We start from the raw sequence: 22,492 nt of genomic DNA, 5'->3' as shown, positions 1-22,492 counted from the left end.
CGCCCGTGCTCGATCGTTCGACTCCGGCCACCCGCGCCGACAGCTGGTCCGTCCGCCTCGACGAGGTCGACGAGCGCATCCTGTGGGTCCTGGCATCCGACGCTCGGATCCCCAACAACCGGTTGGCGGCCGAGGTCGGCGTCGCTCCGTCCACCTGCCTGACCCGGGTCCGGGCCCTGGAGCAGGCGGGCATCATCCGCGGGTACCGCGCCGACGTCGACATCGCACGCCTCGGGTTCGCGATCGAGGCGATGGTCTCCGTGCGGGTCCACGCCGCGGCACGCCGAGAACTCCGGGAGTTCGCCAAACGGCTGCTCGCGATCCCGGTCGTGCTCGACGTGTCGTTCCTCGCCGGCGACAAGGACTTCCTCGTGCACATCGCGTGCACCTCGACCGAGCAGCTGCGGGACTTCGTGGCCGACGAGCTGAGCGGCGACCCGTCGGTCGCGACGACGCAGACGAACATCGTGTTCGAGCGGCTCGTCGCCGAGCGGCCCCGGCAGGCGCGCTCGTTCGGGGAACTCCGGCGCTGGCAGGCGTAGCGACGCGTCAGCGCGTCAGGGTCATCGGGACGTGCGGGATGCCGTCCTCGATGAACTCGTCACCGGTCTGCACGAAGCCGAACCGGGCGTACCAGTCGCGCAGGTGGGACTGGGCGTCGATGGCGATGCTGCCGCTGCGGCACGAGTCGATCGCGGCGCGGATGAGCTCCGACGCGAGCCCCGTGCCCCGCGCCCCGCGGGCGGTGGCGACCCGGCCGATGCGCTCGGTGCCGTCCGGCTCGTGGAGCACCCGGAGCGTGGCGTCGACCGATCCGTTGCCGCTCCACCACTGCACGGTCCCCGGCTCGAGGTCGCGGCCGTCGATGTCCGGGTAGGCGCACTCCTGCTCGACGACGAACACGTCCTGCCGTAGCCGCAGGATCTCGTGGAGCGTGACGACGTCGAGGTTGCGGGTCGGGGCGCTGAAGATCGAGGCCACGGTGTCCTTCCTGCCGCCCGTCGTGGGGCGATGCGAACCGGCCGCTCCGGGTGGCGGCCGTCGTCCACTCTACGGGCGGGGCCGGTGCGGTAATGTTCCGTCCACGTACAGCGCTCCGGGGTCGGTGCAATTCCGAACCGGTGGTGACAGTCCACGAGCTGCGGGCGGACCGATGTCCGACCGTGGTCGACCCGGTGGAACTCCGGGACCGACGGTGAGAGTCCGGACGGGAGGAAGCGCTGGGCGGTCCACCGTCGTGGGCCGTCCGTGGCGTCCTCCCGTGGAACCCTCCGGAGTCCCGACAGACAGGACACCAGTGTTCACGGGCATCATCGAGGAACTCGGCCACGTCGACCGCGTGGAGGACCGCGGGGACTCCATCGCGCTCACCGTCACCGGCCCCGTCGCGGTCGAGGGCGTCCGGCACGGCGACTCGATCGCGGTGAGCGGCGTCTGCCTGACCGTCGTGGAACACGACGCGTCGTCGTTCACGGCGTTCGTCATGCGGCAGACGCTCGACATGAGCGTGCACGGCGGCCTGCGGGCCGGTGACCGCGTGAACCTGGAGCGGGCGGCGCGCGTCGGCGACCGACTCGGCGGTCACATCGTGCAGGGGCACGTCGACGGGACGGCCACCGTGCTCGCCACCGAGGACGGCGACGGCTGGCGACGGGTCCGCTTCGCCCTGACCCCGGGACTGGCGCCCCTCGTCGTCGACAAGGGGTCCGTCGCCCTCGCCGGCGTCAGCCTGACCGTCAGCGCCGTGTCGGACGAGGCCGTCGCCCCGGACGCAGCGTGGTTCGAGGTCTCGCTCATCCCGGAGACCCTCGCCGCCACGACGCTCGGCGCCCTGCGCACCGGCGACCGTGTGAACGTCGAGACGGACGTGCTCGCCCGGCACGTCCGCCGCATGCTCCGCCTGGACGCACGATGACCGCCACCGGCGCCGACGCACCGCCGGCGGGGCTCGCGTCGGTCGAGGAGGCCCTCCGGTCGCTCATCGCCGGCCGCCCGGTCATCGTGGCGGACGACGAGCAGCGTGAGAACGAGGGCGACGTCGTCCTCGCCGCGGAACTCGCGACACCGGAGTGGATCGCGTGGACGGTGCGGCACTCGTCCGGGTTCATCTGCGCGCCGGTGAGCGCCGCGATCGCCGACGCCCTCGACCTGCCGCCGATGGTCGAGCGGAGCGAGGACGTCCGCGGCACCGCCTACACGGTGACGGTCGACGCCGCCGCGGGGATCACGACCGGCATCTCGGCGTCCGACCGTGCATGGACCCTCCGCGTGCTCGCCGATCCGCGATCGCAGCGCGGGGACCTCCACCGACCGGGTCACGTCGTCCCGCTCCGGGCACGTCCCGGCGGCGTCCGCGAGCGCCCGGGGCACACCGAGGCGGCGATCGACCTCGTGACGGCGGCCGGCCTCCGCGCTGCGGCAGCGATCTGCGAGATCGTCGGCGACGACGGCGCGATGATGCGCCTGCCGGCGCTGCTGGAACTCGGGGCGTGCGAAGGCGTCCCGGTCATCACGATCGCCGAGCTCAGCGCGTGGCTGACGGCGCGGGACGGGGCCGGACGGTCCCGGAGAGGACAGGACGGATGAGCGGAGCAGGAGCGGCCGAGCGTGACGAGGTCGACGGAACGGGTGTCCACGTGGCGATCGTCGCCGGGCGCTGGCACGAGACGATCGCCGGGGGGCTCCTCCAGGGCGCCCTGCGTGAGGCCGAGCGGCTCGGGGCGAGCACCGAGGTGATCCACGTCCCCGGCAGTTTCGAGCTGCCGGTCGTGGCGAAGGCCGCGCTCGTGGCCGGGGCGGACGCGGCGGTCGCCCTCGGCGTCGTGATCCGTGGCGGCACACCGCACTTCGAGTACGTGTCGGATGCCGCGACGAGCGGCCTGGTCCGGGTCGCGCTCGACACGGGCAAGCCCGTCGGCTTCGGGGTGCTCACCCTCGACGACGAGCAGCAGGGGCTGGACCGTGCCGGGCTGCCCGGCTCGAAGGAGGACAAGGGTGCCGAGGCGCTGCACGCGGCGGTCTCGACTGCCGTGGCGCTGCGCGGTCTCCACCGTCGCGCCTGACCGACCCACGACCGGCCGCTGTCGCCCGGACGGCGAACGGCCCTGCACGCGATCGACACTGCCGCCGGGACGGCGAACGGCCCCGCATCCGATGGGATGCGGGGCCGTCCCGTTCCGTCGAGGAACGCTAGCGCTTGGAGAAGGCGTGGATCGGCAGTCCGAACGACAGGCACATCAGGAGGATGCCGCCGAAGAAGATGAAGCCCTGCCCACTGGAGACCTGGAACGCGACACCGAACAGGTAGATCGCGACGACCAACAGTGCGATCGAGAACAGGGCGAGGAAGACGCGGCCCACGAGGTACCTCCGGTGACGAGCGGTTGAACGACGCCCAGTCTAGTCCCCGGTGACGGCCGCGGTCGTTCAGGCGTCGGGGCGGGTGGCGACGAGTCGGTCGACGACGCCGAGGATGTCCTCCATCACGACGCCCTCGGCACGGGAGCGCCCTCCCGCGACCGCGCCGAGCGCCGCGGCGTGGTACAGGCCGTCGCCCATGAGCTTGATCGCCTGGGCCGTGGGGACGTCGCCCAGGTGGTCGACGAGCGCCGCGAGCCACGCACCTTCGACCTCGTCGAGGGTGCGACCGGCCTCCTCGTAGCCGGCCTGCTGCAGCCGTGACGCGGCGAGGAGTGCGAGGTCGAGCTCGCTGCCGACGAACTCGCAGTTGCGGACGAAGTACCGCGCCGGGCCGTCCGTCGCCGCCCGCATCCGCTCGACGTCGGCGACCCCGAGGTCCGAGAGCCGCTCGCACAGGCCCGCGACGAGCGCCGCCTTGGATCCGAAGTGGTAGAGCAATCCGCCCTTCGACACCCCAGCGCGGGCCGCGACGGCATCGAGCGTGGCGACGCGCTCGCCGTCGTCGCACACGATGCCGACGAAGCTGTCGAGGATGCGGTCCCGCGCGCTGGTCATCTCCTCAGTCTAGGGAGCGCGGTGCGGGAGCCAGCGTTTGCAGCATGTACCGTCCGGTCGGTACAGTAGATCGGTCAACCTCGCCGCGACGCGTGCCGTCGCCTGCGCAGCACCACCGCCGTCCCGGAAGCACCACCGATGTCCCTGCTCCTCGCCCCCGTCCGCCGTCCGTCCGCGTCGACACGCACCCGACGGTTCGCCGCCCTCGCGGTCCTCATGCTCCCCGTGCTCCTCATCGCGGTCGACAACACCGTGCTGAGCTTCGCGCTCCCGGCGATCTCCGCCGACCTCCACCCCGCCGCCACCACGCTGCTCTGGGTGGTCGACGCGTACCCCCTCGTCCTGGCTGGGCTCCTCGTCGTCATGGGCAGCCTCGGCGATCGGTGGGGGCGCCGCCGCCTGCTCTTCGTCGGCGCGACGGGCTTCGCCGCGTTCTCGGTCGCCGCCGCGTTCGCGACCGATGCCTGGATGCTCGTCGCCGCCCGGGTCGCGATGGGCGTCTTCGGCGCGATGCTCATGCCGTCGACGCTGTCGCTCATCCGCAACGTGTTCGAGGACCGTGCAGAGCGACGCCTCGCGCTGGCGGTGTGGTCCTGCACGTTCTCCGCAGGCGGCGCGCTCGGGCCCCTGGTCGGTGGCGTCCTCCTCGCGCACTTCGCCTGGGGGAGCGTGTTCCTCCTCGCCGTGCCGATCCTCGTCCTGCTGCTCCTCACCGCGCCGTTCCTCGTGCCCGAGTCCCGTGATCCCGCTCCGGGTCCCGTGGACTTCGTGAGCATGGCGTTGTCGCTCGCGGCGCTCGCACCGACGGCGTGGGCGATCAAGTCGCTGGCCGATCCGGACACCCGGGGTGCCGCGCTCGCCGCACTCGCGGTCGGGGTCGTCTGCGGCGTCGCCTTCGTCCGGCGCCAGCTCACCGCGCGTGTGCCGATGCTGGACGTCCGGCTGTTCCGCAGCGTGCCGTTCACGGGCAGCATCGTCACGAACATGACGGCGATGTTCTCGCTCACGGGGTTCCTGTACTTCATCTCGCAGCACCTGCAGCTCGTCGCCGGGCTCGACCCGTTCACCGCCGGACTCGTCCTGCTGCCGGGCACGGTGTTGTCGGTCGTCGCCGGGCTCGTGGTCGTCCCGGTCGTCGCCCGGATCGCTCCGCGATGGGTGGTCGCGGTGTCGCTGCTGTCCTCGGCCGCCGCGTACGCCCTGGTCGCCGCGCTCGGACACGGTGCGGACATCCGGGCGCTCGCCGTGGCGTACGTGCTCCTGGGCGTCGGGATCGGCGCGTCCGAGACCGTGACGAACGACCTCATCGTGTCGACGGTGCCCGCCGCGAAGTCGGGTGCGGCGTCGGCGCTGTCGGAGACGGCTTACGAGATCGGCGCCGTGCTCGGCACGGCCGTGCTCGGGACCGTGCTCGCCGCCGCGTACCGCGCGCACGTCGTCGTGCCGGCGGGGCTGTCATCGACCGAGCACGTCGCCGCCGGCCAGACGCTCGGCGGGGCGGTCGCCGCCGCCCGGTCCCTCGGCGGCCACGCGGGCGCCGAACTGCTCGCATCGGCGCGCGCCGCGTTCGACTCGGGCGTCACGACGACCGCCGGCGTCGCCGCGGTGCTCATGGTCGCAGCTGCGGTCGGCGCCTGGTTCACGCTCCGGCGCGTCCGCTGACCCTCGCGCCCGCCGCGCCGGTCGCGCCCGCCGCGCCGGTCGCGCCCGCCGCGCAGGTGGACGCCTCGGCCGCCCGTGCCACGCCCGACCGCACGCGATTGCTGTGGATCTTGACCTCAACGGCGCTCGAAGTCCTACGTTGGGACGTGGCCCTGACGGGTCGCGCCCGAAGAGGAAGAGAACGAGCCCGACTGATGCCCCAGGTCGACACCCCCCAGTCCGTGCCCGGCACCCCCGGTGACCTGACCGACGCCTACAAGGCGGCGTTCCGCGGACACCCTGCGGGAGTCGCGGTCATCACGGCGGACACACCGGACGGTCCGACCGGGCTCACGGCGTCGTCGGTGGCGTCGGTGGCGGTCGACCCGCCCGTCCTCGTGTTCTCGCTGTCGACGAACTCCGGGTCGGCCGGTGCGGTGCTCGGTGCGCCGCTGTTCGTGGTCCACCTGATGCACGCGGGCGGCGTGGAGCTCGCCCGGCGCTTCGCCTCCACGGGGAGTCCGTCCGTCGACGAGCCGGGCATCTGGGAGCGCCTGCCCTCCGGCGACTGGTACCTGCCCGCGGCGGCATCGGTCCTGCGGTGCCGTCCGCTCTCGACGACGCCGATCGGCAGCTCGACGGTGGTCGTCGCCGAGGTGCTCGACATCGTGCTCGGCCTCGAGCAGGGCGAGCCGCTCGTCTACCACAACCGGGAGTTCCACTCCCTCACCGATCGTTCCCGGCTGGTCCATCCGGCCGCGGGACCCGCACGTCCAACCCAACACGAAAGGACATCCGATGGCTGAGTACACCCTTCCGGAACTGCCGTACGACTACGCCGCGCTCGAGCCGCACATCAGCGGCAAGATCATGCAGCTCCACCACGACAAGCACCACGCGACCTACGTGGCGGGGGCGAACACCGCCCTGCAGCAGCTCGGTGAGGCCCGTGAGTCGGGCAACCTCGCGAACGTCAACAAGCTCGAGAAGGACCTCGCGTTCAACCTCGGTGGCCACGTGAACCACTCGATCTTCTGGACGAACCTCGGCCCGGACACGAAGGTGCCCGAGGGTGAGCTCGCCGCGGCGATCGACGAGTTCTTCGGCTCGTTCGACCAGTTCAAGGCCCAGTTCTCCGCGGTCGCCACGGGCATCCAGGGCTCGGGCTGGTCGGTGCTCGCCTGGGACATCGTGGGGCAGCAGCTCACGACGTTCCAGCTGTTCGACCAGCAGGGCAACATCCCGTTCGGGCTCGTCCCGATCTTCATGCTCGACATGTGGGAGCACGCGTTCTACCTCGACTACCTCAACGTCAAGGCGGACTACGTCAAGGCCGTGTGGAACATCGTCGACTGGGAGAACGTCGCCGCGCGCTTCGCCAACGCCAAGGCGCAGTCGTTCGTCACGCTCTGACCTGACCGTCGCGGTCCGGCACGACGCCGCGATCGCGATCAGGTTCGACACGGAGGCCGCCCCGTTCGGGGCGGCCTTCGTCGTGCTCGGCGTCCGGCCCCGCGGTGTCCATCGGCCCCACCGCCGCATCGGCACGTCCGGCGGCGAGGGCCAACGTGCGTGCGATCCGGTGCAGCGCCTGGTCCGCCGCCTGCTGGTCGCCGTCGAGCACCCCGCCCCACTGCACGCCCCGCGCGTACAGGACGGCCTCGCGCCCCCGTTGCTCGGGATCAGTGACGTCGTGATGCCGGCACCACGCGACGACGGACGCGACCTGGCGGTCGTGCCGCGGGCGGTGCCGACATCCGCCGCGGAGCGGCTCGGTCGCGCCGAGCTCGAACGTCAACCGCGCGGCCAAGTACCGATCGGGATCGCCGAGGTTGCCGAACTGCTCCCGGAACCAGCTGCGGAGGTCCGTCGGCGTCGCGGCGGAGTCGAGCTCCACGTGGTCGCACGTCCGCTCGAGGTGCTCCACCACGGCGTCTACCAAGGCGTCCCGGGATCCGAAGTGGTACACGAGCGGGTACGCGCTGGTGCCGAGGGCCCGACCCACGCCGCGCAGCGTGACGGCCTCGATCGGTGTGGCCCGGAGATGCGCGGCGACGCGTTCGACGATCGCGGGCTTGATGCTGGGATCGGGTCTGCGTGGCACGGCGGTCCTGTCCTCCGGTGTCGTCGAGGTCGACTGGCATGTGGAATGCTACCGGAGGTGGTCGTGTGCCCGTGCACGTTCCACAGGCGTCCGCAGCCGGTCAGACCGGAGGTGCGTCCTCCACCCGGACCGTGAGCGTCTGCACGAGTCCGGCCGCGATCGGAGCGAGACGGATCTCGACCCGCAGCAGACCGGTGGTCCCCGGGTGCCACCACACCAGGTGCGTGGGTGACCGCGTCTCCTCGCGCACGGGGCGGGCCGCGAGGTCCGCGCCGGACGCGGACAGGGCCTCCCGGACGGCTGCACGGCGGCGTTCGTAGGGCACGTCCATTGCGACGTTCGGGGTGCACACCGCGTCGGCGAGGTCGTCGGGGAACCCGTCGGCCAGGAGGCGCGTCACGGCCGCCTGCGCGCGTCGCGTCACGTCGAGCACCGGGACCGCAGGGGGTGCGGGTCGTGCGGACAGCAGGAGGTCGTGCGCCTCCGTCGCGGCCATCGGCACCCGAGCCCCGGTCGCGTTCTCGAACGCAACCACGCCGACGCCGTCAGCCGTGCTCCATCGCATGTGTGCGGAGAAGCCCGGGTAGCCGCCCGAGTGCGACACGATCGTCCCGACGACCGGGTCCTGTTCGACGAACAGCCCGAAGCCGTACCCGGCAGGGCGATCCCGCAGACCCGGGAGGCCCGTCCCGCCCGAGATGGTCCGTGACGCCTGCTGCATGGCACGACGGTCGGCTGCCGACAGTGACGCCGACCCGGACCACGCCGCCGCCCCGGTCGTCCCGACGCCGATGCCGTCGAACGCGGCGGCCAGGAACCGCGCCCACGCCGCGAGGTCCGTGACCGTCGAGAACAGACCGCCGATGCTCGAGAACGCACCCGGGCCGGTGAACGGCAGCCGTTCCCAGCCGTCCGGGCCCGAGCGGTACCCGGAGGCGAGCGCGGCCCCGTCGGGCGCGGTGAACGCCGTCCGGGTGAGCCCGAGCGGGTCGAGCAGCTCCTCGGTCGCGAAGCGCTGGTACGGCCGACCGCTCACCCGCGCCACGACACGGCCGAGCAGTGCGTAACCGAGGTTCGAGTAGGCGAAGCCCGTTCCCGGCACCCGGTCGAAGAGCAGGCCGCCGCGGAGCACGCCGTCGAACGCGTCGTCGGACAGGGACTCCTGCCGGTCGGCCCAGGGGTCGTCGGTCGGGAAGCCGGCGGACATCGTCAGCAGCATCCGCAGCGTCGGGACGGGGGCGTCCGGGCGGGGCAGTGCGACCGACGCGAACGCGGGCACGAACGCGGTCACCGGGTCGTCGAGGTCGAGGAGGCCCCGTTCGGCGAGGAGCAGCAGGGCCGCGGCGGTGACGCTCTTCGTGCACGAGGCGATCCGGTACGCCGTGTCCTGGTCGGGAGCTCGTCCGTCACCGCGGTCCCCGTGCCCGCCACTGGCGACGAGGCCCTGGCGGTCGAACACGCCCCACGCGCTACTCGGAGCGACACCGCGCTCCACACGCTGCCGGAACAGGTCGTCGATGCGGCTCAGGACGTCCGCGGGGATTCGGTCCGCGGGTCGTGGAGCCCTGGCGGAGGCGGCGTTGTCGGGAGCGGCGTCCGACGAGGATGCGCTGGTCACACGGCCCGCATCTGCTGGTAGGCGTCGAGGGCTCGGGCGCGGCTCGACTTGAGGTCGACCATCGGTTCCGGCCGGACCTCGTCCGCCGGGATCCACTGCCGGATGTAGCTCCGGTGGGGATCGAACTTGTCCGCCTGGAGCTGCGGGTTGAAGACGCGGAAGAAGGGGGCGGCGTCGAACCCGGAACCGGCCACCCACTGCCAGTTGCCGGCGTTGTTCGCGGAGTCGGCGTCGACGAGGGTGTCCCAGAACCACTGCTCGCCGACGCGCCAGTCGACGAGCAGGTTCTTGACGAGGAAACTCCCGACGACCAGGCGGACGCGGTTGTGCATCGCGCCGGTGTGCCAGAGCTCCCGCATGCCGGCGTCCACGAGGTCGATGCCGGTGCGGCCGTACCGCCAGCGGTCGAGCTCGTCCGACGACGCGGAGCGCCACGGGAAGGCGTCGAACTCGGGGCGGACGTTCACGGTCGCCATGTCCGGCTCGTGGTACAGCTCGTGCCAGTTGAACTCGCGCCAGGCCAGCTGTCGGAGGAACGACGGCGCCTGCCGACGCTGCGCGGGCGTGAGCTCGCCGTGCAGACGGTGCCAGAGCTGGTACGGGCTGATCTCGCCCCAGCGGATGTGCGGGCTCAGTCCGCTCGCGGCGTCGGCCGACGGCTGGTCACGCTGGTCGTAGTCCTCGAGACCGTGCTCGAGGAAGTGGCGGAACCGGGCCGCGGCTCCGGCCTCGCCGGGGGTCCAGGTCGCGCGCAGGCCGCCGGCCCAGTCCGGTCGGGTCGGCAGCAGACCCCAGTCGTCGAGGGCGTCGCTCGCCACAGACGGCCCGGCCGGCACCGTCACGGGCCGCGGGAGCGGTTCGCGGGGTGTCGGCATCGCCTGCGCCGCGCGCCAGAACGGCGAGAACACCCGGTAGGGCTGGCCCTGGCCGGTGGCGAGCGTCCACGGCTCCCAGAGCAGCGCCGCCGCCGCGCTGTGCACGACGTGACCGCGGTCGGTGAGCGACTGCTTGATCCCCGTGTCGATCGCGCGTTCCGCGGCGCCGTACCGACGGTTCCAGAGGACCGTGTCCGCCGCGGTGTCGCGCACGAGCTCGTCGATCACGGTGGCCGCGGCACCCCGGCGCAGGACGAGGCGGTTCCCGCGGGCCCGGAGGTCGGCGTCGAGCGCGGCGAGCGACCCGTGCAGCCACCAGCGCGCGGCGCCACCGAACGGACGGAGGCCCTCCGACTGGTCGTCGAGGACGTACGCCACGGTGACCGGGCCGCCGGCCGTGACGGCGGCGTGCAGGGCGGGGTTGTCGTGGAGGCGCAGGTCGTCCCGCAGCCAGACGAGCGCGCCGCTCACACGCTCGGCACGGTGTCGGAGGCCAGATCGGAGGCCGACGGGTCCGGGTTCGCGCGGAGCGCCGGGTGCGCCGTGGTGCCGTCGGTGGCGGCAGCGGCGGCCGTGCGCAGCTTCGTGCACAGGTGTTCGAGCTCGCCCAGCTCGTCGTCGTCGAGTCCGGCGCCGACCTGCTCGGCGATGGTGGCGGCGTGTTGCTTCGCCACGGTGCGGTAGAGGTCGAAGCCGTGTGTCGTCAACGCGACGATCACACCGCGGGCGTCCGTCGGATCGGGGAGTTTCTCGACGACGCCGCGGGCCGCCAGCCGTTCGACGAGGCGGCTGATGCTCGGCTGGGTCAGCAGGAGCTGGCCGGTCAGGTCCCGCATCCGGAGGCGCCGTCCGGGCTGCTTGGACAGGTTGTAGCAGACGTCGTACTCGTTGAACGAGATGTCGGACGACGGGAACGCGGTGTTGAGGTTGCGCATCACGGTGACCTGCGCGCGGAACAGGGCCTCCCACGCGGCGACGGCCTTCGATGTGTCACTCACTGCGGCTCCTTCCGACCTCCGCCAACTGTATCGACGGGGTCGGACGCCGGACCGGCTCGGACACGACGAAGGGCGGCCACCAGAGGCGTGGTGGCCGCCCTCCTCCCTTGCACCCAAGAGTGTCCTGCAATCACATTCCGCAACCGCTGCCACAGCAAACAGCGACTGCTCCGTCAGAATATAACGAGGTGGTAACGAGCGGTAGGTACCGGATCGTTGTTTCACTGCGAGTTCACCCAGAGCGCCCGATGCCGATGCCGGGAGCCCCCGCGGCCGTCAGAAGAGGTCGGGGGACGGCGTGGAGGCGTACCGGACGGCGACGTCCGCGTGCCGGTCGAACCGGTAGCCGACACCCCGGACCGTCCGCACGATCTCCTCGAAGGCACCGAGCTTCGAGCGGAGGCGTCGGACGTGCACGTCGATGGTCCGCTCGTTCGGCGTCTCGTCCTCGCCGTCCGCCCAGAGTCCCTCGATGATCGCCTGGCGGTCGACCGTCCGGCCCTCGCGGAGCACGAGGAACTGGAGGAGCTCGAATTCCTTGTAGGTCAGCGGTGCGGTCTCGCCGTCGAGCACGACCCGCTTGCGCGAGATGTCGATCACGACGCCGGTCTCCTCGGGCTCCGCGGGCGAGGTCTGCTTCCGCGCCGCGACCGCGGATCGGTCCTGCAGCGCGAGGCGCACGACCTCGACGTCGCGGCCCCCGGAGCCCTCGGCCGCCACCGCGACCGCCGCGTAGGTCTCGGCGGCGGGGGCGAGTTGGGCCGTCAGGGCCTTGAGCTGCTCGACGATGGCCGCGAGCGAGGTGCCGGCCGCAGCGGCCTTCGCCTCGTCGATCCCGACGTAGAGGGCGAATCCGCGTGCCTCCGTGCCCTCGGGCAGAGCGCGGCTCCGGGCGGGAGCGACGACGGGACTCGTCGGGACGTCCTCGGCAGCGGGCGCAGGCCGTGCGGCACGGGCGGGCAGGGCGGTGCCGGCAGCGGGGGTACGCACGGGCGCAGCAGTGCGGGCGTGCTGGGCCGCGGGGAGAGCCGGCCCGGCATGGGTCGGCGAAGCAGCACCGGCGAGCGCGGTGTCGGCGGGGGCGGTGGTGTGTCGCGGGCGATCGATGGTGAGTGACATGGGAGTCCTCCTGGCTGTGGCGCTCGGAGCGCCGGTGCGTCGAATGCGTCCTCGGTCGCGGCGTCCGCGGTGCCCGGACCCCGGCGAGGGGGTTCGAGGGCGGGACGGACCGAGGGGAGCGGGTACCTCCGCGTCGACGATCACGATGGTCGTCGGCGCCGGATCCCGGGGACCGCACACAGGACGGGGTCGCCGTCGGGGTGGGTCCGGCTGGAACGGGTGCCGGTCAGGCACGCATTCGACAACACATGACCGCCATGCCCGGCATCATCATGCCGGCAGTCCCCTGGACCTCGATGAGGACGCGGGTGGACGAGGAAACAGTCATGGGGCGAGTATCGGCGGTATACCAGGGGGCTGTCAACTGTCCCGGCGGACGTGCGGACGTGCGTTCGCGCGACGCCAGCGCCGACCGAGCCTGCGAGGGCGGTGGAAGGGGCTACTCGGCGAGTCCGTACAACCGGTCGCCCGCGTCGCCGAGTCCGGGCACGATGTACCCGCGGTCGTCGAGTCGCTCGTCGAGGGCACCGAGGACGATCGTGACGTCCTTGCCCGCGGTGGCCTCCTCGACCGCGGCGAGCCCTTCGGGCGCGGCGAGGATGCAGACGGCGGTGACGTCCACGGCGCCCCGGTCGAACAGGAACTCGATCGCGGCCGTCAGGGAGCCACCGGTCGCGAGCATCGGGTCGAGGACGAAGCACTGCCGGTTCGACAGGTCCTCGGGCAGGCGCTCGGCGTACGTCTGGGGCTCGAGGGTCTCCTCGTTGCGCGCCATGCCGAGGAACCCGACCTCGGCTGTCGGCACGAGCTTGACCATGCCCTCGAGCATCCCGAGGCCCGCTCGGAGGATCGGCACGACGAGCGGACGCGGCTTGGCGATGGCGACGCCGACGGTGTTCGCGACGGGGGTCTCGATCGCGGTCGCGGTCACTCGCACGTTGCGCGTCGCCTCGTACGCGAGGAGCGTCACGAGCTCCTCGGTCAGAGCGCGGAACGTCGGTGCGGGCGTCGTGCGGTCGCGGAGCACCGACAACTTGTGCGTGATGAGCGGGTGGTCGGCGACGTGGACTCGCATACGCTCAAGGGTACCGGCCACGGAGGCGCCACCGCGGCGGACGAGGAGGGCGAGTGGAGCACCGGCAGCACGGACCCGGGCCGGTCGGCCCCGGACCCTCGGGCATCGGCGGCGGAGCGGACCGGGGCGAGCACCCGGCGGCCCGGCCGTGGGTGGCCGCGATGGAACGGGCGCTCGACGAGGCCCGCGCGTGTCTCGCGACGGGGGACGTCCCGGTCGGCGCGGTCGTGCTCGACGCGACCGGTGCGGTGGTCGCCACGGGGCGCAACGAACGGGAGGCCCGACAGGATCCGACCGCGCACGCCGAGGTGCTCGCACTCCGCGCCGCCGCGGCACGCACGGGGGACTGGCACCTCGAGCAGCACACCCTCGTCGTCACGCTCGAGCCGTGCCCGATGTGCGCCGGCGCCGTGCTCGCCGCTCGGGTACCCCGGATCGTGTTCGGCGCGTGGGATCCGAAGGCGGGTGCGTCGGGCAGCGTCTACGACATCGCGCGCGATCGACGACTCCCGCACCGGGCCGAGGTCGTCGGCGGCGTGCTCGAACAGCCCTGTGCCGCGATGCTCGACACGTTCTTCGCCGCGAGACGCTGAGGCCGCTCGGCGACCGGACGCGCCTCAGTGCCAGAACACGGCGATGAGCACGTTGACGATCGCCAGCGCTCCGGTCGTGTGGAAGAACGGCAGCGCCGCCTTCGGTCCGGCCGTCCCCGCGTCGGCCCGGCGCTGCCGTGACCGCGCCACGAACGCCGTCGTGAGGGCGATCAGCGCGATGACGAGCTTGACCCCGAGCTTGACGTGGTTCGCCCCGCCGTGGGTGGTCGCGTCGATGATGCCCATGAGTGCCAGACCCGCCACGAGCTGCGTCACGAGGCCGATGACGAGCCACTGGGTCTCGATGTGCTCCTTGCGCCGGACCTGCGCGAGGAAGACGCCGATCACGGCGGCGAGACCGAGGAAGTGGAGGGCCAGGAACACGTTCTGCAACACGGACATGCTCCGATCGTGGCGGAGGCCCGGCCGGCTCCGCCACGAAGGCGTGCCTTCCCTGTGGACGGTCGCTCGGCCTCCCGACCGGGGGAGGACGCGTCAGTCGGCCGCGCGGATGATGATCGCCTCGGTCGGCGGCCGCGGGGCGTCGTGCCGGACGTCGGGCTCGATGTAGATGACCCGGGCGACGGGCACGACGGACCGGACCCGGGCCTCCAGGGCGTCGATGCCCGCCGCGACGTCCCCCAGGCGACGGTCCCCGTCCACCGCGACCTTCGCCGCAACCATGAGCTCGTCCGGGCCGAGGTACAGGGTCTTCATGTGGATGATCGAGTCGACCTCCGGGCCGTCGAGGATCGCCCGCTTGATCGCCTGCAGGTCCGCGGGCGTCGCCCCCTCGCCGAGCAGCAGGCTCTTCGTCTCGACACCGAGCACGACCGCGACGGCGACGAGCAGGAGGGCGATGAGGATCGTGCCGATCGCGTCGAAGACGCCGTTGCCGGTGAGCGCCGTCAGACCGACGCCGAGGAACGCGAACACGAGCCCGGTGAGCGCCGCCGTGTCCTCGAGCATGACGATCGGGAGTTCGGGTGCCTTGGCCCGACGGATGTACTGCACCAGGGACTGGTCCCCGCGGTCGGACCGGGCCTCCCGCAACGCCGTCCGGAGCGAGAAGCCCTCGAGCAGGATGGAGATCGCGAGCACCGCCAGCGGGAGCCACCAGGTCTCCAGGGGGTGCGGGTGCTCGAGCTTCTCGATGCCCTCGTACAGCGAGAACACGCCGCCGATCGAGAACAGGATGATCGACACGACGAAGGCGTACACGTACCGTTCGCGGCCGTAGCCGAACGGGTGTTCCTCGTCCGCCGCCCGCTTCGACCGTCGGCCGCCGATGATGAGCAGGACCTGGTTGACCGAGTCGGCGAGGGAGTGGACGCCCTCGGCGAGCATCGACGCCGATCCGCTGATCGCGGCCGCGATGAACTTGACCACGGCGATGCCGACGTTCGCGCCGAGGGCCGCGACGATCGCCCTGTTGCCTCCGGATGCGCTCATGGTGCCCAGCCCTGCTCTCGTTCCTGTGTGGTCGGTCAGATCCTAGGATGGCCGGATGGTCCTCGATCTGCCACGTACCGCGATGCTCGGCGTCGGATCCATGTCGGGAGCGGTCCTGGACGGCCTGCTCGCCGCAGGCGTCCCCGCGGATCGCTTCGCCGTCACGAACCGGTCGGAGCGGTCCGCCGAGGCGCTCCGCGTCCGGGGCCTCGCCGCCGTCGCCGTGGAGACCGACCCGGAGGCGAACCGGCGCGCCGTGCGCGGGGCGGGGCTCGTCGTCGTCGGGGTCAAGCCGTTCCTCGTCGCCGACCTGCTGCGCGAGGTGCGGGCCGACCTCGAGCCGGACGCGGTGGTGGTGAGTGTCGCCGTCGGGGTGACGAGTGTGACGATGGAGTCCCTGGTGCCGGAGGGCGTGCGGGTCGTCCGGGCGCTGCCGAACACCCCCGTGCGCGTCGGCCGCGGTGTCACCGGGGTCAGCGGGGGCAGTCGCGCCGACGCGGCGGCGGTCGCGCTCGCTTCGTCCCTCTTCGCGGTCTCGGGCGACGTGCTCGAGGTCCCCGAGGCCCAGCTCGACGCCCTCAGCGCGGTGTCCGGATCCGGGCCCGCCTACGTGTTCCTGCTCGTCGAACAGTGGCGGCGTGCGGCCGAGTCGCTCGGGTTCGACCGCGAGCAGGCGCGGGTCATGGTCGAGGGCACGCTCCGCGGCGCGGTCGAGCTCCTCGCCACGTCGGACGACGGCCCCGAGGCCCTCCGGCGCGCGGTGACGAGTCCGAAGGGCACGACCGAGCGGGCGATCGCGGTCCTCGAGGACGCGGACCTCGAGGGGACCCTCCGCCGTGCCGCCGATGCCGCCATCGCCCGAGCCGCGGAGCTCGCCGCGCTCTGACGCACGCGCCCTGGGGCACCCCGAGGGCGTCCGGATGGCCCTCGCCGCGCGCGCCCCGTTACCCTGAGCGCATGCCCGACATCTTCGGCGTGATCGCGGACCCCACGCGGCGCCGACTGCTCGCAACCCTGCTCGAGGAGTACGGCGCGGCCGGGTCCGTCGGCGAACTCAGCGTGGGTGCGCTCGTCACGCGCCTCGGGATCAGCCAACCGACGGTGTCGAAACACCTCCGGGTGCTCCGCGACGCCGGCCTGGTGTGCACGCGCGACGAGGGCCAGCACCGCTACTACCGCCTCGACCCGGAGCCCCTCGTCGGCGTCGAGGAATGGCTCGCACCGTTCACCGGTGTCGTCGCTGCCGAGGAGGTCCCGGCGACCACGGCGTGGACCCCCGACGGCCGCCCCGTGTCGGTGCGCCGCGGCGCCGCGGGACGGTCTCGGGTGGACGTCGGCACCGAACTCGGACGGGTGATGGCCGAGGCGTCCTTCCGCGCCACGACGGCGATCTCGGGGGCGCAGACGGGCTGGGAGCGCGTGGTGGACCCGGTGCGGCGTCGGCTCCAGCGGCGTGCCGGCGAGGACGACGACTGACCCCCGTTCCCGGGGCAGCGGGCGGGCTGGACACCGCGCCACGGCCGCCCCTATGGTTGCCAGAGACCACGCAGGTCACACCATGGTCCGGAGGCGCCGGGCCCCTCCTGAAGGCAGAGCATGGCCGGCAACTTCGACGACGTGCGGTTCCTCACGGTCGCTGAGGTCGCTGAGATGATGCGCGTCTCGAAGATGACGGTCTACCGCATGGTGCACGCGGGGGAGCTCCCCGCCATCCGCTTCGGCCGGTCGTTCCGGGTCCCGGAGTCCGCCGTCGCGGAGATGCTCCGCGGTGGTGTCGCCGACGTCGGTTGAGCGCGCCACGCCCACGCCGTTCGACAACGCCGGTCGGCTCCGGTAATGTCGCACGAGGTATTTTTCCGCGGTCTCCGACCCGGTGTCCACATCAGCCGTAGGAGGGCCGTATGGGTTCTGTCATCAAGAAGCGCCGCAAGCGCATGGCGAAGAAGAAGCACCGCAAGCTGCTGCGCAAGACGCGCCACCAGCGTCGCAACAAGAAGTAGGTCCTGCCGGACCTGCTCACCACGAGAGCCCCGACCGATCACCGGCCGGGGCTTCGTCGTCTCCGCACTACGCTGGACGGGTGCCCACCGTGACGCTCCTGACCAAGCCCGGATGCCACCTGTGCGACGACGCCCGTCCGATCGTCCGCTCCGTGCTCGACGCCCACCCCGACGTCGTGTTCGAGGAGCGGGACATCCTCCAGGACGACGCCCTGCGCGAGGAGTACGCGGAGGACATCCCCGTGGTCATCGTCGACGGCCGGGTCCACAGCACCTGGCGCGTCGACGCCGAGCGGTTCGAGCGTGCGCTCGCCGCGGCCGAGGCCCGCGCGTGATCCACCACGTCGTCGCCTGGCGCTTGCGCGACGACGTCGTCCGTCACGAGGCGATCGCCCACATCCGCGCCGTGCTCGAAGCCCTCGACGGCGTCGTGCCGTCGATCCGCTCCATCCGCGTGGTCGACAACGTGGCGTACCCCGGCAGCAACGCGGACGTCGCGGTGGTCGCCACGTTCGACGACCTCGCCGGGCTCGAGGCCTACCAGGTCCACCCCGAGCACCAGGCCGCCGCCGACACCGTCCGCGGGATGGTCACGGGGCGGACCGCCATCGACTGGGAGGCCTGAGCCGCGGCTCCCGGCCGTCGCTGCCGCACACGCGGGAGGCGCTGCCCCGGTGGGGAGCAGCGCCTCCTGTGTGCGGTCGGGAACCGCTACGGGAGCAGGCGGGTGGGACCGCGGAACAGGTACGTGACCTCGCGGATCGACGACTGGCCGAGCATGAGCATGAGCACCCGGGCCAGGCCCATGCCGAAGCCACCGTGCGGGGGGACGCCGTAGCGGAAGAAGTCGAGGTACCACTCGAGCTCGGCGGGGTCCAGGCCCTTCTCGACCGCCTGCTGCGTCAGGACGTCGACGCGGTGCTCGCGCTGGGCGCCCGTGGAGATCTCGGTGCCGTTGTAGATGAGGTCGTAGCTCTTCGTGAGCGTCGGGTCGTCCTCGTGACGCATGTGGTAGTAGGGCCGGATCGTGGCGTCGTAGTCGGTGACGAACACGAAGTCCGAGCCGAACTGCTCCTTGGCGTACGCCGAGATCCGGCGCTCGCCCTCGGGGTCGAGGTCGCCGTCGGCGCGGGGGATCTCGTAGCCGCCCTCCGCGACGATCCGGCGGGCCTCGGCGAGCGGGATGCGCGGGAACGGCGCGGTGGGGACCTGGAGCTCGAAGCCGAAGACCTCGTTGATCTCCTTGCCGTACTTCGCCTGCACGGCGGTGATGCCGGCGACGAGGAGCTCCTCGTGCATGGCCATGACGTCCTCGTGGGACTCGACCCAACTCATCTCGGCGTCGACGCTGGTGAACTCCGTCGCGTGCCGGGAGGTGAACGACGGGTCGGCCCGGAACGCGTCCGCGATCTCGAACACCGCGCCGAATCCGGCCGGCTGCGCCATCTGCTTGAAGTTCTGCGGGCTCTGCGCCAGGTACGCCGTCGTGTCGAAGTACGGCAGCTCGAACAGCTCGGCGCGGGACTCGGACGCGGACGCCATGAGCTTCGGCGTGTGGATCTCGATGAAGTCGCGCTCGACCCAGTAGGTCCGGAACGCGTGCTCGAGGGTCGTCTGGATCCGGAACACGAGGTTCTGTTTGCGGTTCCGGAGGTCGAGGAACCGCCAGTCGAGGCGCTTGTCGAGCGAGGAGTCATCGGCGATCGGCGTCTCGGGGAGCGCGGCGGTCACGACGTCGAGGCGGTCGATCTTGACCTCGATGCCACCGAGCTTGACGCGCTCGTCGTGCTTGAGCGTGCCCTGGGCCACCAGGAAGGTCCCGTGCGCGAGCCCGGAGATCGTCTCGGTCGTGGTCAGCGCCGCACGTGCGCTGTCGTCGGCGTCGTCGTCGACGGCACGGACGGCGGGGTTGACGAGCTGGACGGCGCCCGTCTCGTCGCGCAGTACGACGAACTGCACCTTCTTCTGGTCACGGACGGTCTCGACCCATCCGCCGACGGTCACGGGACCGTCGGGGAGTGCGGCGAGGTCGGCGATGCGGGTGCGTTCGATCACGGGGGTCGAGTCTAGCGGGCGGCCCCCGTCCCGCGTCGGACGCCGTGGTGAGCGCTCACGCCCGCCCGTAAGGTGGTCGCCGATGACCTCCGCAGCTGTCCAGTCCGGTCCGTCGGCACCCGTCGCCCACTCCGTGCTGCAGGCGCTGCGGTCGCCGCGCTTGCTCACGCGCGAGGTGCTCGCTGGCGTCGTGACGGCGCTCGCCCTGATCCCCGAGGCGATCTCGTTCTCGATCGTCGCCGGGGTCGACCCGGCGGTCGGCCTGTTCTCGTCGTTCGTCATCGCGGTCGTGATCGCGTTCGTCGGCGGTCGTCCTGCCATGGTCTCCGCGGCGGCCGGATCCGTGGCGCTGGTCGTCGCGCCGCTCATCCGGGACCACGGCATCGCGTACCTCGTGCCGACGATCGTCCTCGGCGGTGTGTTCCAGCTCGTGCTCGGCTTCCTCGGCGTCGCTCGTCTCATGCGGTTCATCCCGCGGAGCGTCAACGTCGCGTTCGTCAACGCGCTCGCGATCCTCATCCTCACCGCACAGCTGCCGAACCTGTTCGGTCGTGGCGTGCCGTTCGTCGTCTGGCCGCTCACGGCGCTCGGCATCGCGATCATCATCGCGTTCCCGCTCCTGACGAAGGCGGTGCCCGCCCCGCTCATCGCGGTGATCGTGGTCACCGCGCTCACGTTGCTGTTCCACGTCGACGTCCCGACGGTCGGGGACAAGGGCGCGCTGCCGTCGTCGCTGCCGACCTTCGCCGGGATCCGTGTGCCGCTCGACCTCGAGACGCTGCGGATCATCGCCCCGACGGCCTTCGGCATGGCGGTCGTGGGGCTCATCGAGACCCTGCTCACCGCACAGCTCGTCGACGCGCTCACGGACACCCGGTCGAGCGGGTGGCGCGAGTCGTGGGGGCAGGGCATCGCCAACGTCGTCAGTGCGTTCTTCGGCGGCACGGGCGGCTGCGCGATGATCGGCCAGACGGTCATCAACGTGAAGACGGCCGGGGCGCGGACCCGCGTCTCGACCTTCGTCGCCGGCGTCTCGGTGCTCGTGCTGACGGTGACCCTGCGCGGGGTGGTCGCCGAGATCCCGATGGCGGCGCTCACCGCCGTCATGGTCATGGTGTGCGTCGCGACGTTCGACTGGCACAGCGTCCGTCCGCGGACCCTCCGCCGGATGCCGCTCGGGGAGACGGGCGTCATGGTGATCACGGTCGTGGTCGTCGTGTTCACCGACAACCTCGCCACCGGAGTGCTCATCGGCGTCGTCGTGTCCGCGCTCGTGTTCGCCCGGAGGGTCGCCCACGTCGTGTCCGTCGAGCGGGAGGTCCGTGGCGACCTCGTCCGCTACCGCGTGCACGGCGCGCTCTTCTTCGCCTCGTCGAGCGATCTGCCCACGCGGTTCTCGTACGCCGAGGACCCGGCGCGGGTGGAGATCGACCTCGCCGGCGCCCAGGTGTGGGACGCGTCGACGGTCGCCGCGCTGGACGCGATCGAGCAGCGGTACGCGATGCACGGTGCGACCGTCGAGGTGGTGGGGCTCGACACCCGGTCGCTGCGGATCCACACGCGGTTGTCGGGCCACCTGTCCTGACGGGCCCGCCCGAGCCTCCCGGACGCCGCTGCTGAGCGGTTCCGCATACCCGTGCGGGAACTGGGTGGGAGGTGGACGCGCCGCCCGACCTACACTGGAGGCCATGCCCGCGACCCGCTTGCACCTCGTTCGTCACGGCGAGGTCCACAACCCCGATGGCGTCCTGTACGGACGCCTGCCGGGGTTCCGGCTGAGCGAGCTCGGCCGACGCATGGCCGAGGCCGCCGCGCGGTCGTTCGTCGACGCCGGTGTGGACGTCCGTGCGGTCGTCGCATCGCCCCTGCAGCGGACGCAGGAGTCGGCCGCGCCGTGGGCCGAGGCGTACGACCTCGACGTCCGGCTCGACGAGCGGCTCATCGAGCCGACGAACCGCTACGAGGGCCAGCCGCCCGGCTTCACGCGGCGGTCGGTCGCCCGGCCGACGGAGTGGCCGTGGATCGCCAACCCGTTGCGGCCGAGTTGGGGCGAGGCCTACGCGTCGATCGCGAACCGCATGACGGCCGCGCTCGAGACCGCGTGGGGGAGCATCGACGGGGGTGACGTCGTCCTCGTGAGCCACCAGCTCCCGATCTGGACGGTGCACCGCCGGCTGGCCGGCGAGCACCTCTGGCACGACCCGCGTGCCCGTCGGTGCGCGCTGTCGAGCATCACGAGCGTGGAACGCCGTGGCGGGCGCTTCGTCGAGGTCGGCTACGCCGATCCCGCGGGTCCGCTCCGGGCCGGAGCCGTCGACATGGGAGCAGTGTGATCACCACCAGCACGACCGTCCAACCGCGGCGCCGTTCGACCCGCGCCCGCCTCGCCGTCGCGATCACCGGTGCCGTGGTCGCGGCCCTCGCGCTCGCAGGCTGCTCGTCGAGCTCGAACGACCAGTTGACGAACCAGTACGGCAAGGGCACCACGCAGAACTACATCTCCGGCGACGGTGCGGTGACCGAGGTCGCCGCCGACAAGCGGAGCGCGCCCGTGACCTTCTCGGCCACCACCGACGACGGCGACCACGTGTCGAGTGCCGCGCTCAAGGGCAAGGTCGTCGTCCTCAACTTCTGGTACGCCGGGTGCCCGCCCTGTCGCGCCGAGGCGAAGTACCTCAACCAGTCGTACGGGACGTTCCAGGGCAAGGACGTCGCGTTCGTCGGGGTCAACGTGCGCGACCGGAAGCCGACCGCCCAGGCGTTCGAGCGCACCTTCCGGACGGCGTACGGCTCGGTCCTCGACGCTGACCACGGGACCATGCAGCTCGCCCTCTCGGGCACGATCGCCCCGAACTCCGTCCCCACCACGATCGTGCTCGACAAGCAGGGACGCGTCGCCGCGCGCGTCCTCGGTGCGGTCGACTCGTCGAGCATCATCGACACCCTCGTGAGCGACGAGCTCAACGGGAACGCCTGACCCGTGACCG

The 22,492-nt window shown here is 72.1% G+C and carries 29 protein-coding genes and 1 riboswitch; of the genes, 17 read left to right on the top strand and 12 right to left on the bottom strand.

What is annotated here, in order from left to right; genetic code table 11:
• Window positions 1-5 precede the first annotated feature (5 nt).
• On the top strand, window positions 6-542 hold the full coding sequence (locus DEI86_RS08890; RefSeq protein WP_111009395.1) for an Lrp/AsnC family transcriptional regulator: 537 nt from the start codon (window positions 6-8) through the stop codon (window positions 540-542).
• Between the two features lie 7 nt (window positions 543-549).
• Here the strand turns inward: DEI86_RS08890 and DEI86_RS08885 are convergent, their stop codons facing one another.
• On the bottom strand, window positions 550-981 hold the full coding sequence (locus tag DEI86_RS08885; RefSeq protein WP_111027051.1) for a GNAT family N-acetyltransferase: 432 nt from the start codon (window positions 979-981) through the stop codon (window positions 550-552).
• A gap of 106 nt (window positions 982-1,087) precedes the next feature.
• Window positions 1,088-1,225, top strand: a riboswitch (FMN riboswitch).
• A 72-nt stretch (window positions 1,226-1,297) separates the two neighbouring features.
• Here DEI86_RS08885 and DEI86_RS08880 point away from each other — a divergent pair.
• From DEI86_RS08880 to ribH, 3 genes are read left to right on the top strand one after another with little or no spacing between them, the layout of a single operon-like run.
• Window positions 1,298-1,915, top strand: a complete 618-nt coding sequence (locus DEI86_RS08880) for a riboflavin synthase (RefSeq protein ID WP_111049321.1) — start codon at window positions 1,298-1,300, stop codon at window positions 1,913-1,915.
• Entirely contained in the window at window positions 1,912-2,586 is a 675-nt protein-coding gene (gene ribB / locus DEI86_RS08875; RefSeq protein WP_111049320.1) for a 3,4-dihydroxy-2-butanone-4-phosphate synthase, read from the top strand. Before DEI86_RS08880 ends, ribB begins: the two co-directional genes overlap by 4 nt.
• On the top strand, window positions 2,583-3,062 hold the full coding sequence (gene ribH / locus DEI86_RS08870; protein WP_111009399.1) for a 6,7-dimethyl-8-ribityllumazine synthase: 480 nt from the start codon (window positions 2,583-2,585) through the stop codon (window positions 3,060-3,062). Before ribB ends, ribH begins: the two co-directional genes overlap by 4 nt.
• 127 nt (window positions 3,063-3,189) lie before the next feature.
• On the opposite strand, the gene DEI86_RS16525 is transcribed toward ribH, so the two are convergent.
• Together DEI86_RS16525 and DEI86_RS16980 are read right to left on the bottom strand one after the other, a co-directional pair.
• Entirely contained in the window at window positions 3,190-3,360 is a 171-nt protein-coding gene (locus DEI86_RS16525) for a hypothetical protein (protein WP_181434856.1), read from the bottom strand.
• 66 nt (window positions 3,361-3,426) lie between these two features.
• A complete protein-coding gene (locus DEI86_RS16980; protein WP_111013563.1) occupies window positions 3,427-3,975 on the bottom strand; it encodes a TetR/AcrR family transcriptional regulator in 549 nt (182 codons plus the stop codon).
• A 138-nt stretch (window positions 3,976-4,113) separates the two neighbouring features.
• On the opposite strand from DEI86_RS16980, the gene DEI86_RS08860 reads away from it, so the two are divergent.
• The 3 genes from DEI86_RS08860 (at window position 4,114) to DEI86_RS08850 (ending at window position 7,029) form a co-directional block, all read left to right on the top strand.
• Entirely contained in the window at window positions 4,114-5,637 is a 1,524-nt protein-coding gene (locus tag DEI86_RS08860) for an MFS transporter (protein ID WP_111013562.1), read from the top strand.
• Between the two features lie 194 nt (window positions 5,638-5,831).
• Window positions 5,832-6,422 (top strand): flavin reductase family protein, encoded by a 591-nt coding sequence (locus tag DEI86_RS08855; protein WP_111013561.1) that lies wholly within the window; start codon window positions 5,832-5,834, stop codon window positions 6,420-6,422.
• On the top strand, window positions 6,415-7,029 hold the full coding sequence (locus tag DEI86_RS08850; RefSeq protein ID WP_111009403.1) for a superoxide dismutase: 615 nt from the start codon (window positions 6,415-6,417) through the stop codon (window positions 7,027-7,029). The genes DEI86_RS08855 and DEI86_RS08850 overlap by 8 nt, the downstream gene beginning before the upstream one ends.
• Here DEI86_RS08850 and DEI86_RS08845 read toward each other — a convergent pair.
• From DEI86_RS08845 to upp, 6 genes are all read right to left on the bottom strand, one after another.
• Window positions 7,019-7,720 (bottom strand): TetR/AcrR family transcriptional regulator, encoded by a 702-nt coding sequence (locus DEI86_RS08845; protein ID WP_111049319.1) that lies wholly within the window; start codon window positions 7,718-7,720, stop codon window positions 7,019-7,021. The genes DEI86_RS08850 and DEI86_RS08845 overlap by 11 nt on opposite strands.
• Window positions 7,721-7,820: 100 nt before the next feature.
• Window positions 7,821-9,338, bottom strand: coding sequence for a serine hydrolase (locus DEI86_RS08840; protein ID WP_181439740.1), 1,518 nt, complete (start codon window positions 9,336-9,338; stop codon window positions 7,821-7,823).
• A complete protein-coding gene (locus tag DEI86_RS08835; RefSeq protein ID WP_111049317.1) occupies window positions 9,335-10,684 on the bottom strand; it encodes a deoxyribodipyrimidine photo-lyase in 1,350 nt (449 codons plus the stop codon). Before DEI86_RS08835 ends, DEI86_RS08840 begins: the two co-directional genes overlap by 4 nt.
• Window positions 10,681-11,211, bottom strand: a complete 531-nt coding sequence (locus DEI86_RS08830) for a MarR family winged helix-turn-helix transcriptional regulator (protein ID WP_309146556.1) — start codon at window positions 11,209-11,211, stop codon at window positions 10,681-10,683. Before DEI86_RS08830 ends, DEI86_RS08835 begins: the two co-directional genes overlap by 4 nt.
• A gap of 276 nt (window positions 11,212-11,487) precedes the next feature.
• On the bottom strand, window positions 11,488-12,330 hold the full coding sequence (locus DEI86_RS08825; protein ID WP_111027042.1) for a winged helix-turn-helix domain-containing protein: 843 nt from the start codon (window positions 12,328-12,330) through the stop codon (window positions 11,488-11,490).
• 439 nt (window positions 12,331-12,769) lie between these two features.
• The gene (gene upp, locus DEI86_RS08820; RefSeq protein WP_111009408.1) at window positions 12,770-13,405 is read right to left on the bottom strand and encodes a uracil phosphoribosyltransferase; all 636 of its coding nucleotides are present in this window, start codon (window positions 13,403-13,405) and stop codon (window positions 12,770-12,772) included.
• A 161-nt stretch (window positions 13,406-13,566) separates the two neighbouring features.
• On the opposite strand from upp, the gene DEI86_RS08815 reads away from it, so the two are divergent.
• Window positions 13,567-13,998 carry a nucleoside deaminase gene (locus DEI86_RS08815; RefSeq protein ID WP_111009606.1) on the top strand — a complete coding sequence of 144 codons (432 nt, stop codon included), beginning with the start codon at window positions 13,567-13,569 and terminating at the stop codon, window positions 13,996-13,998.
• Between the two features lie 24 nt (window positions 13,999-14,022).
• On the opposite strand, the gene DEI86_RS08810 is transcribed toward DEI86_RS08815, so the two are convergent.
• Together DEI86_RS08810 and DEI86_RS08805 are read right to left on the bottom strand one after the other, a co-directional pair.
• Complete coding sequence (locus tag DEI86_RS08810; RefSeq protein ID WP_111049316.1) at window positions 14,023-14,400, bottom strand: hypothetical protein; 378 nt, start codon at window positions 14,398-14,400, stop codon at window positions 14,023-14,025.
• A gap of 93 nt (window positions 14,401-14,493) precedes the next feature.
• Window positions 14,494-15,450 carry a cation diffusion facilitator family transporter gene (locus DEI86_RS08805; protein WP_111009410.1) on the bottom strand — a complete coding sequence of 319 codons (957 nt, stop codon included), beginning with the start codon at window positions 15,448-15,450 and terminating at the stop codon, window positions 14,494-14,496.
• A 55-nt stretch (window positions 15,451-15,505) separates the two neighbouring features.
• Here DEI86_RS08805 and proC point away from each other — a divergent pair, with 55 nt between their 5' ends.
• The 6 genes from proC (at window position 15,506) to DEI86_RS16515 (ending at window position 18,075) form a co-directional block, all read left to right on the top strand.
• Window positions 15,506-16,336 (top strand): pyrroline-5-carboxylate reductase, encoded by an 831-nt coding sequence (gene proC, locus DEI86_RS08800; protein ID WP_111049315.1) that lies wholly within the window; start codon window positions 15,506-15,508, stop codon window positions 16,334-16,336.
• 71 nt (window positions 16,337-16,407) lie between these two features.
• Window positions 16,408-16,926, top strand: a complete 519-nt coding sequence (locus DEI86_RS16975; protein ID WP_111049314.1) for a helix-turn-helix transcriptional regulator — start codon at window positions 16,408-16,410, stop codon at window positions 16,924-16,926.
• A gap of 120 nt (window positions 16,927-17,046) precedes the next feature.
• Entirely contained in the window at window positions 17,047-17,241 is a 195-nt protein-coding gene (locus DEI86_RS08790) for a helix-turn-helix domain-containing protein (RefSeq protein WP_111009413.1), read from the top strand.
• A gap of 110 nt (window positions 17,242-17,351) precedes the next feature.
• A complete protein-coding gene (locus DEI86_RS08785) occupies window positions 17,352-17,450 on the top strand; it encodes a 30S ribosomal protein bS22 (protein WP_003792170.1) in 99 nt (32 codons plus the stop codon).
• 80 nt (window positions 17,451-17,530) lie between these two features.
• Window positions 17,531-17,785: a glutaredoxin family protein gene (locus tag DEI86_RS16520; RefSeq protein WP_111009414.1), complete on the top strand. Its 255-nt coding sequence runs from the start codon at window positions 17,531-17,533 to the stop codon at window positions 17,783-17,785.
• The gene (locus DEI86_RS16515) at window positions 17,782-18,075 is read left to right on the top strand and encodes a Dabb family protein (protein ID WP_181435326.1); all 294 of its coding nucleotides are present in this window, start codon (window positions 17,782-17,784) and stop codon (window positions 18,073-18,075) included. Before DEI86_RS16520 ends, DEI86_RS16515 begins: the two co-directional genes overlap by 4 nt.
• Before the next feature lie 86 nt (window positions 18,076-18,161).
• Here the strand turns inward: DEI86_RS16515 and aspS are convergent, their stop codons facing one another.
• Complete coding sequence (gene aspS, locus DEI86_RS08770; RefSeq protein WP_111049313.1) at window positions 18,162-19,505, bottom strand: aspartate--tRNA(Asn) ligase; 1,344 nt, start codon at window positions 19,503-19,505, stop codon at window positions 18,162-18,164.
• An 82-nt stretch (window positions 19,506-19,587) separates the two neighbouring features.
• On the opposite strand from aspS, the gene DEI86_RS08765 reads away from it, so the two are divergent.
• The 3 genes from DEI86_RS08765 (at window position 19,588) to DEI86_RS08755 (ending at window position 22,482) form a co-directional block, all read left to right on the top strand.
• Complete coding sequence (locus DEI86_RS08765) at window positions 19,588-21,090, top strand: SulP family inorganic anion transporter (protein ID WP_111036823.1); 1,503 nt, start codon at window positions 19,588-19,590, stop codon at window positions 21,088-21,090.
• A gap of 103 nt (window positions 21,091-21,193) precedes the next feature.
• A complete protein-coding gene (locus DEI86_RS08760; protein WP_111013552.1) occupies window positions 21,194-21,838 on the top strand; it encodes a histidine phosphatase family protein in 645 nt (214 codons plus the stop codon).
• Window positions 21,835-22,482, top strand: a complete 648-nt coding sequence (locus tag DEI86_RS08755; protein WP_258368505.1) for a TlpA disulfide reductase family protein — start codon at window positions 21,835-21,837, stop codon at window positions 22,480-22,482. The genes DEI86_RS08760 and DEI86_RS08755 overlap by 4 nt, the downstream gene beginning before the upstream one ends.
• The last annotated feature ends 10 nt before the right edge of the window (window positions 22,483-22,492 follow it).

Origin of the sequence: Curtobacterium sp. MCBD17_028 (assembly GCF_003234875.1) — a bacterium.
Classification (GTDB): Bacteria; Actinomycetota; Actinomycetes; order Actinomycetales; family Microbacteriaceae; genus Curtobacterium.
The sequence above is the reverse complement of the archived record's forward strand: the minus strand, read 5'-3'. Positions and strand labels throughout refer to the sequence as shown.

Bases quoted from the DNA above. Each gene is read 5' to 3' on its own strand.
- DEI86_RS08815 (WP_111009606.1), top strand. From the start codon at position 13,567: ATGGAACGGGCGCTCGACGAGGCCCGCGCGTGTCTCGCGACGGGGGAC.
- DEI86_RS08855 (WP_111013561.1), top strand. From the start codon at position 5,832: ATGCCCCAGGTCGACACCCCCCAGTCCGTGCCCGGCACCCCCGGTGAC.
- DEI86_RS08850 (WP_111009403.1), top strand. From the start codon at position 6,415: ATGGCTGAGTACACCCTTCCGGAACTGCCGTACGACTACGCCGCGCTC.
- DEI86_RS08790 (WP_111009413.1), top strand. From the start codon at position 17,047: ATGGCCGGCAACTTCGACGACGTGCGGTTCCTCACGGTCGCTGAGGTC.
- DEI86_RS16975 (WP_111049314.1), top strand. From the start codon at position 16,408: ATGCCCGACATCTTCGGCGTGATCGCGGACCCCACGCGGCGCCGACTG.
- proC (WP_111049315.1), top strand. From the start codon at position 15,506: ATGGTCCTCGATCTGCCACGTACCGCGATGCTCGGCGTCGGATCCATG.
- DEI86_RS08810 (WP_111049316.1), bottom strand. From the start codon at position 14,400: ATGTCCGTGTTGCAGAACGTGTTCCTGGCCCTCCACTTCCTCGGTCTC.
- DEI86_RS08765 (WP_111036823.1), top strand. From the start codon at position 19,588: ATGACCTCCGCAGCTGTCCAGTCCGGTCCGTCGGCACCCGTCGCCCAC.
- ribH (WP_111009399.1), top strand. From the start codon at position 2,583: ATGAGCGGAGCAGGAGCGGCCGAGCGTGACGAGGTCGACGGAACGGGT.
- DEI86_RS08805 (WP_111009410.1), bottom strand. From the start codon at position 15,450: ATGAGCGCATCCGGAGGCAACAGGGCGATCGTCGCGGCCCTCGGCGCG.
- ribB (WP_111049320.1), top strand. From the start codon at position 1,912: ATGACCGCCACCGGCGCCGACGCACCGCCGGCGGGGCTCGCGTCGGTC.
- DEI86_RS08785 (WP_003792170.1), top strand. From the start codon at position 17,352: ATGGGTTCTGTCATCAAGAAGCGCCGCAAGCGCATGGCGAAGAAGAAG.
- DEI86_RS08760 (WP_111013552.1), top strand. From the start codon at position 21,194: ATGCCCGCGACCCGCTTGCACCTCGTTCGTCACGGCGAGGTCCACAAC.
- DEI86_RS08860 (WP_111013562.1), top strand. From the start codon at position 4,114: ATGTCCCTGCTCCTCGCCCCCGTCCGCCGTCCGTCCGCGTCGACACGC.
- upp (WP_111009408.1), bottom strand. From the start codon at position 13,405: ATGCGAGTCCACGTCGCCGACCACCCGCTCATCACGCACAAGTTGTCG.
- DEI86_RS08825 (WP_111027042.1), bottom strand. From the start codon at position 12,330: ATGTCACTCACCATCGATCGCCCGCGACACACCACCGCCCCCGCCGAC.
- DEI86_RS16980 (WP_111013563.1), bottom strand. From the start codon at position 3,975: ATGACCAGCGCGCGGGACCGCATCCTCGACAGCTTCGTCGGCATCGTG.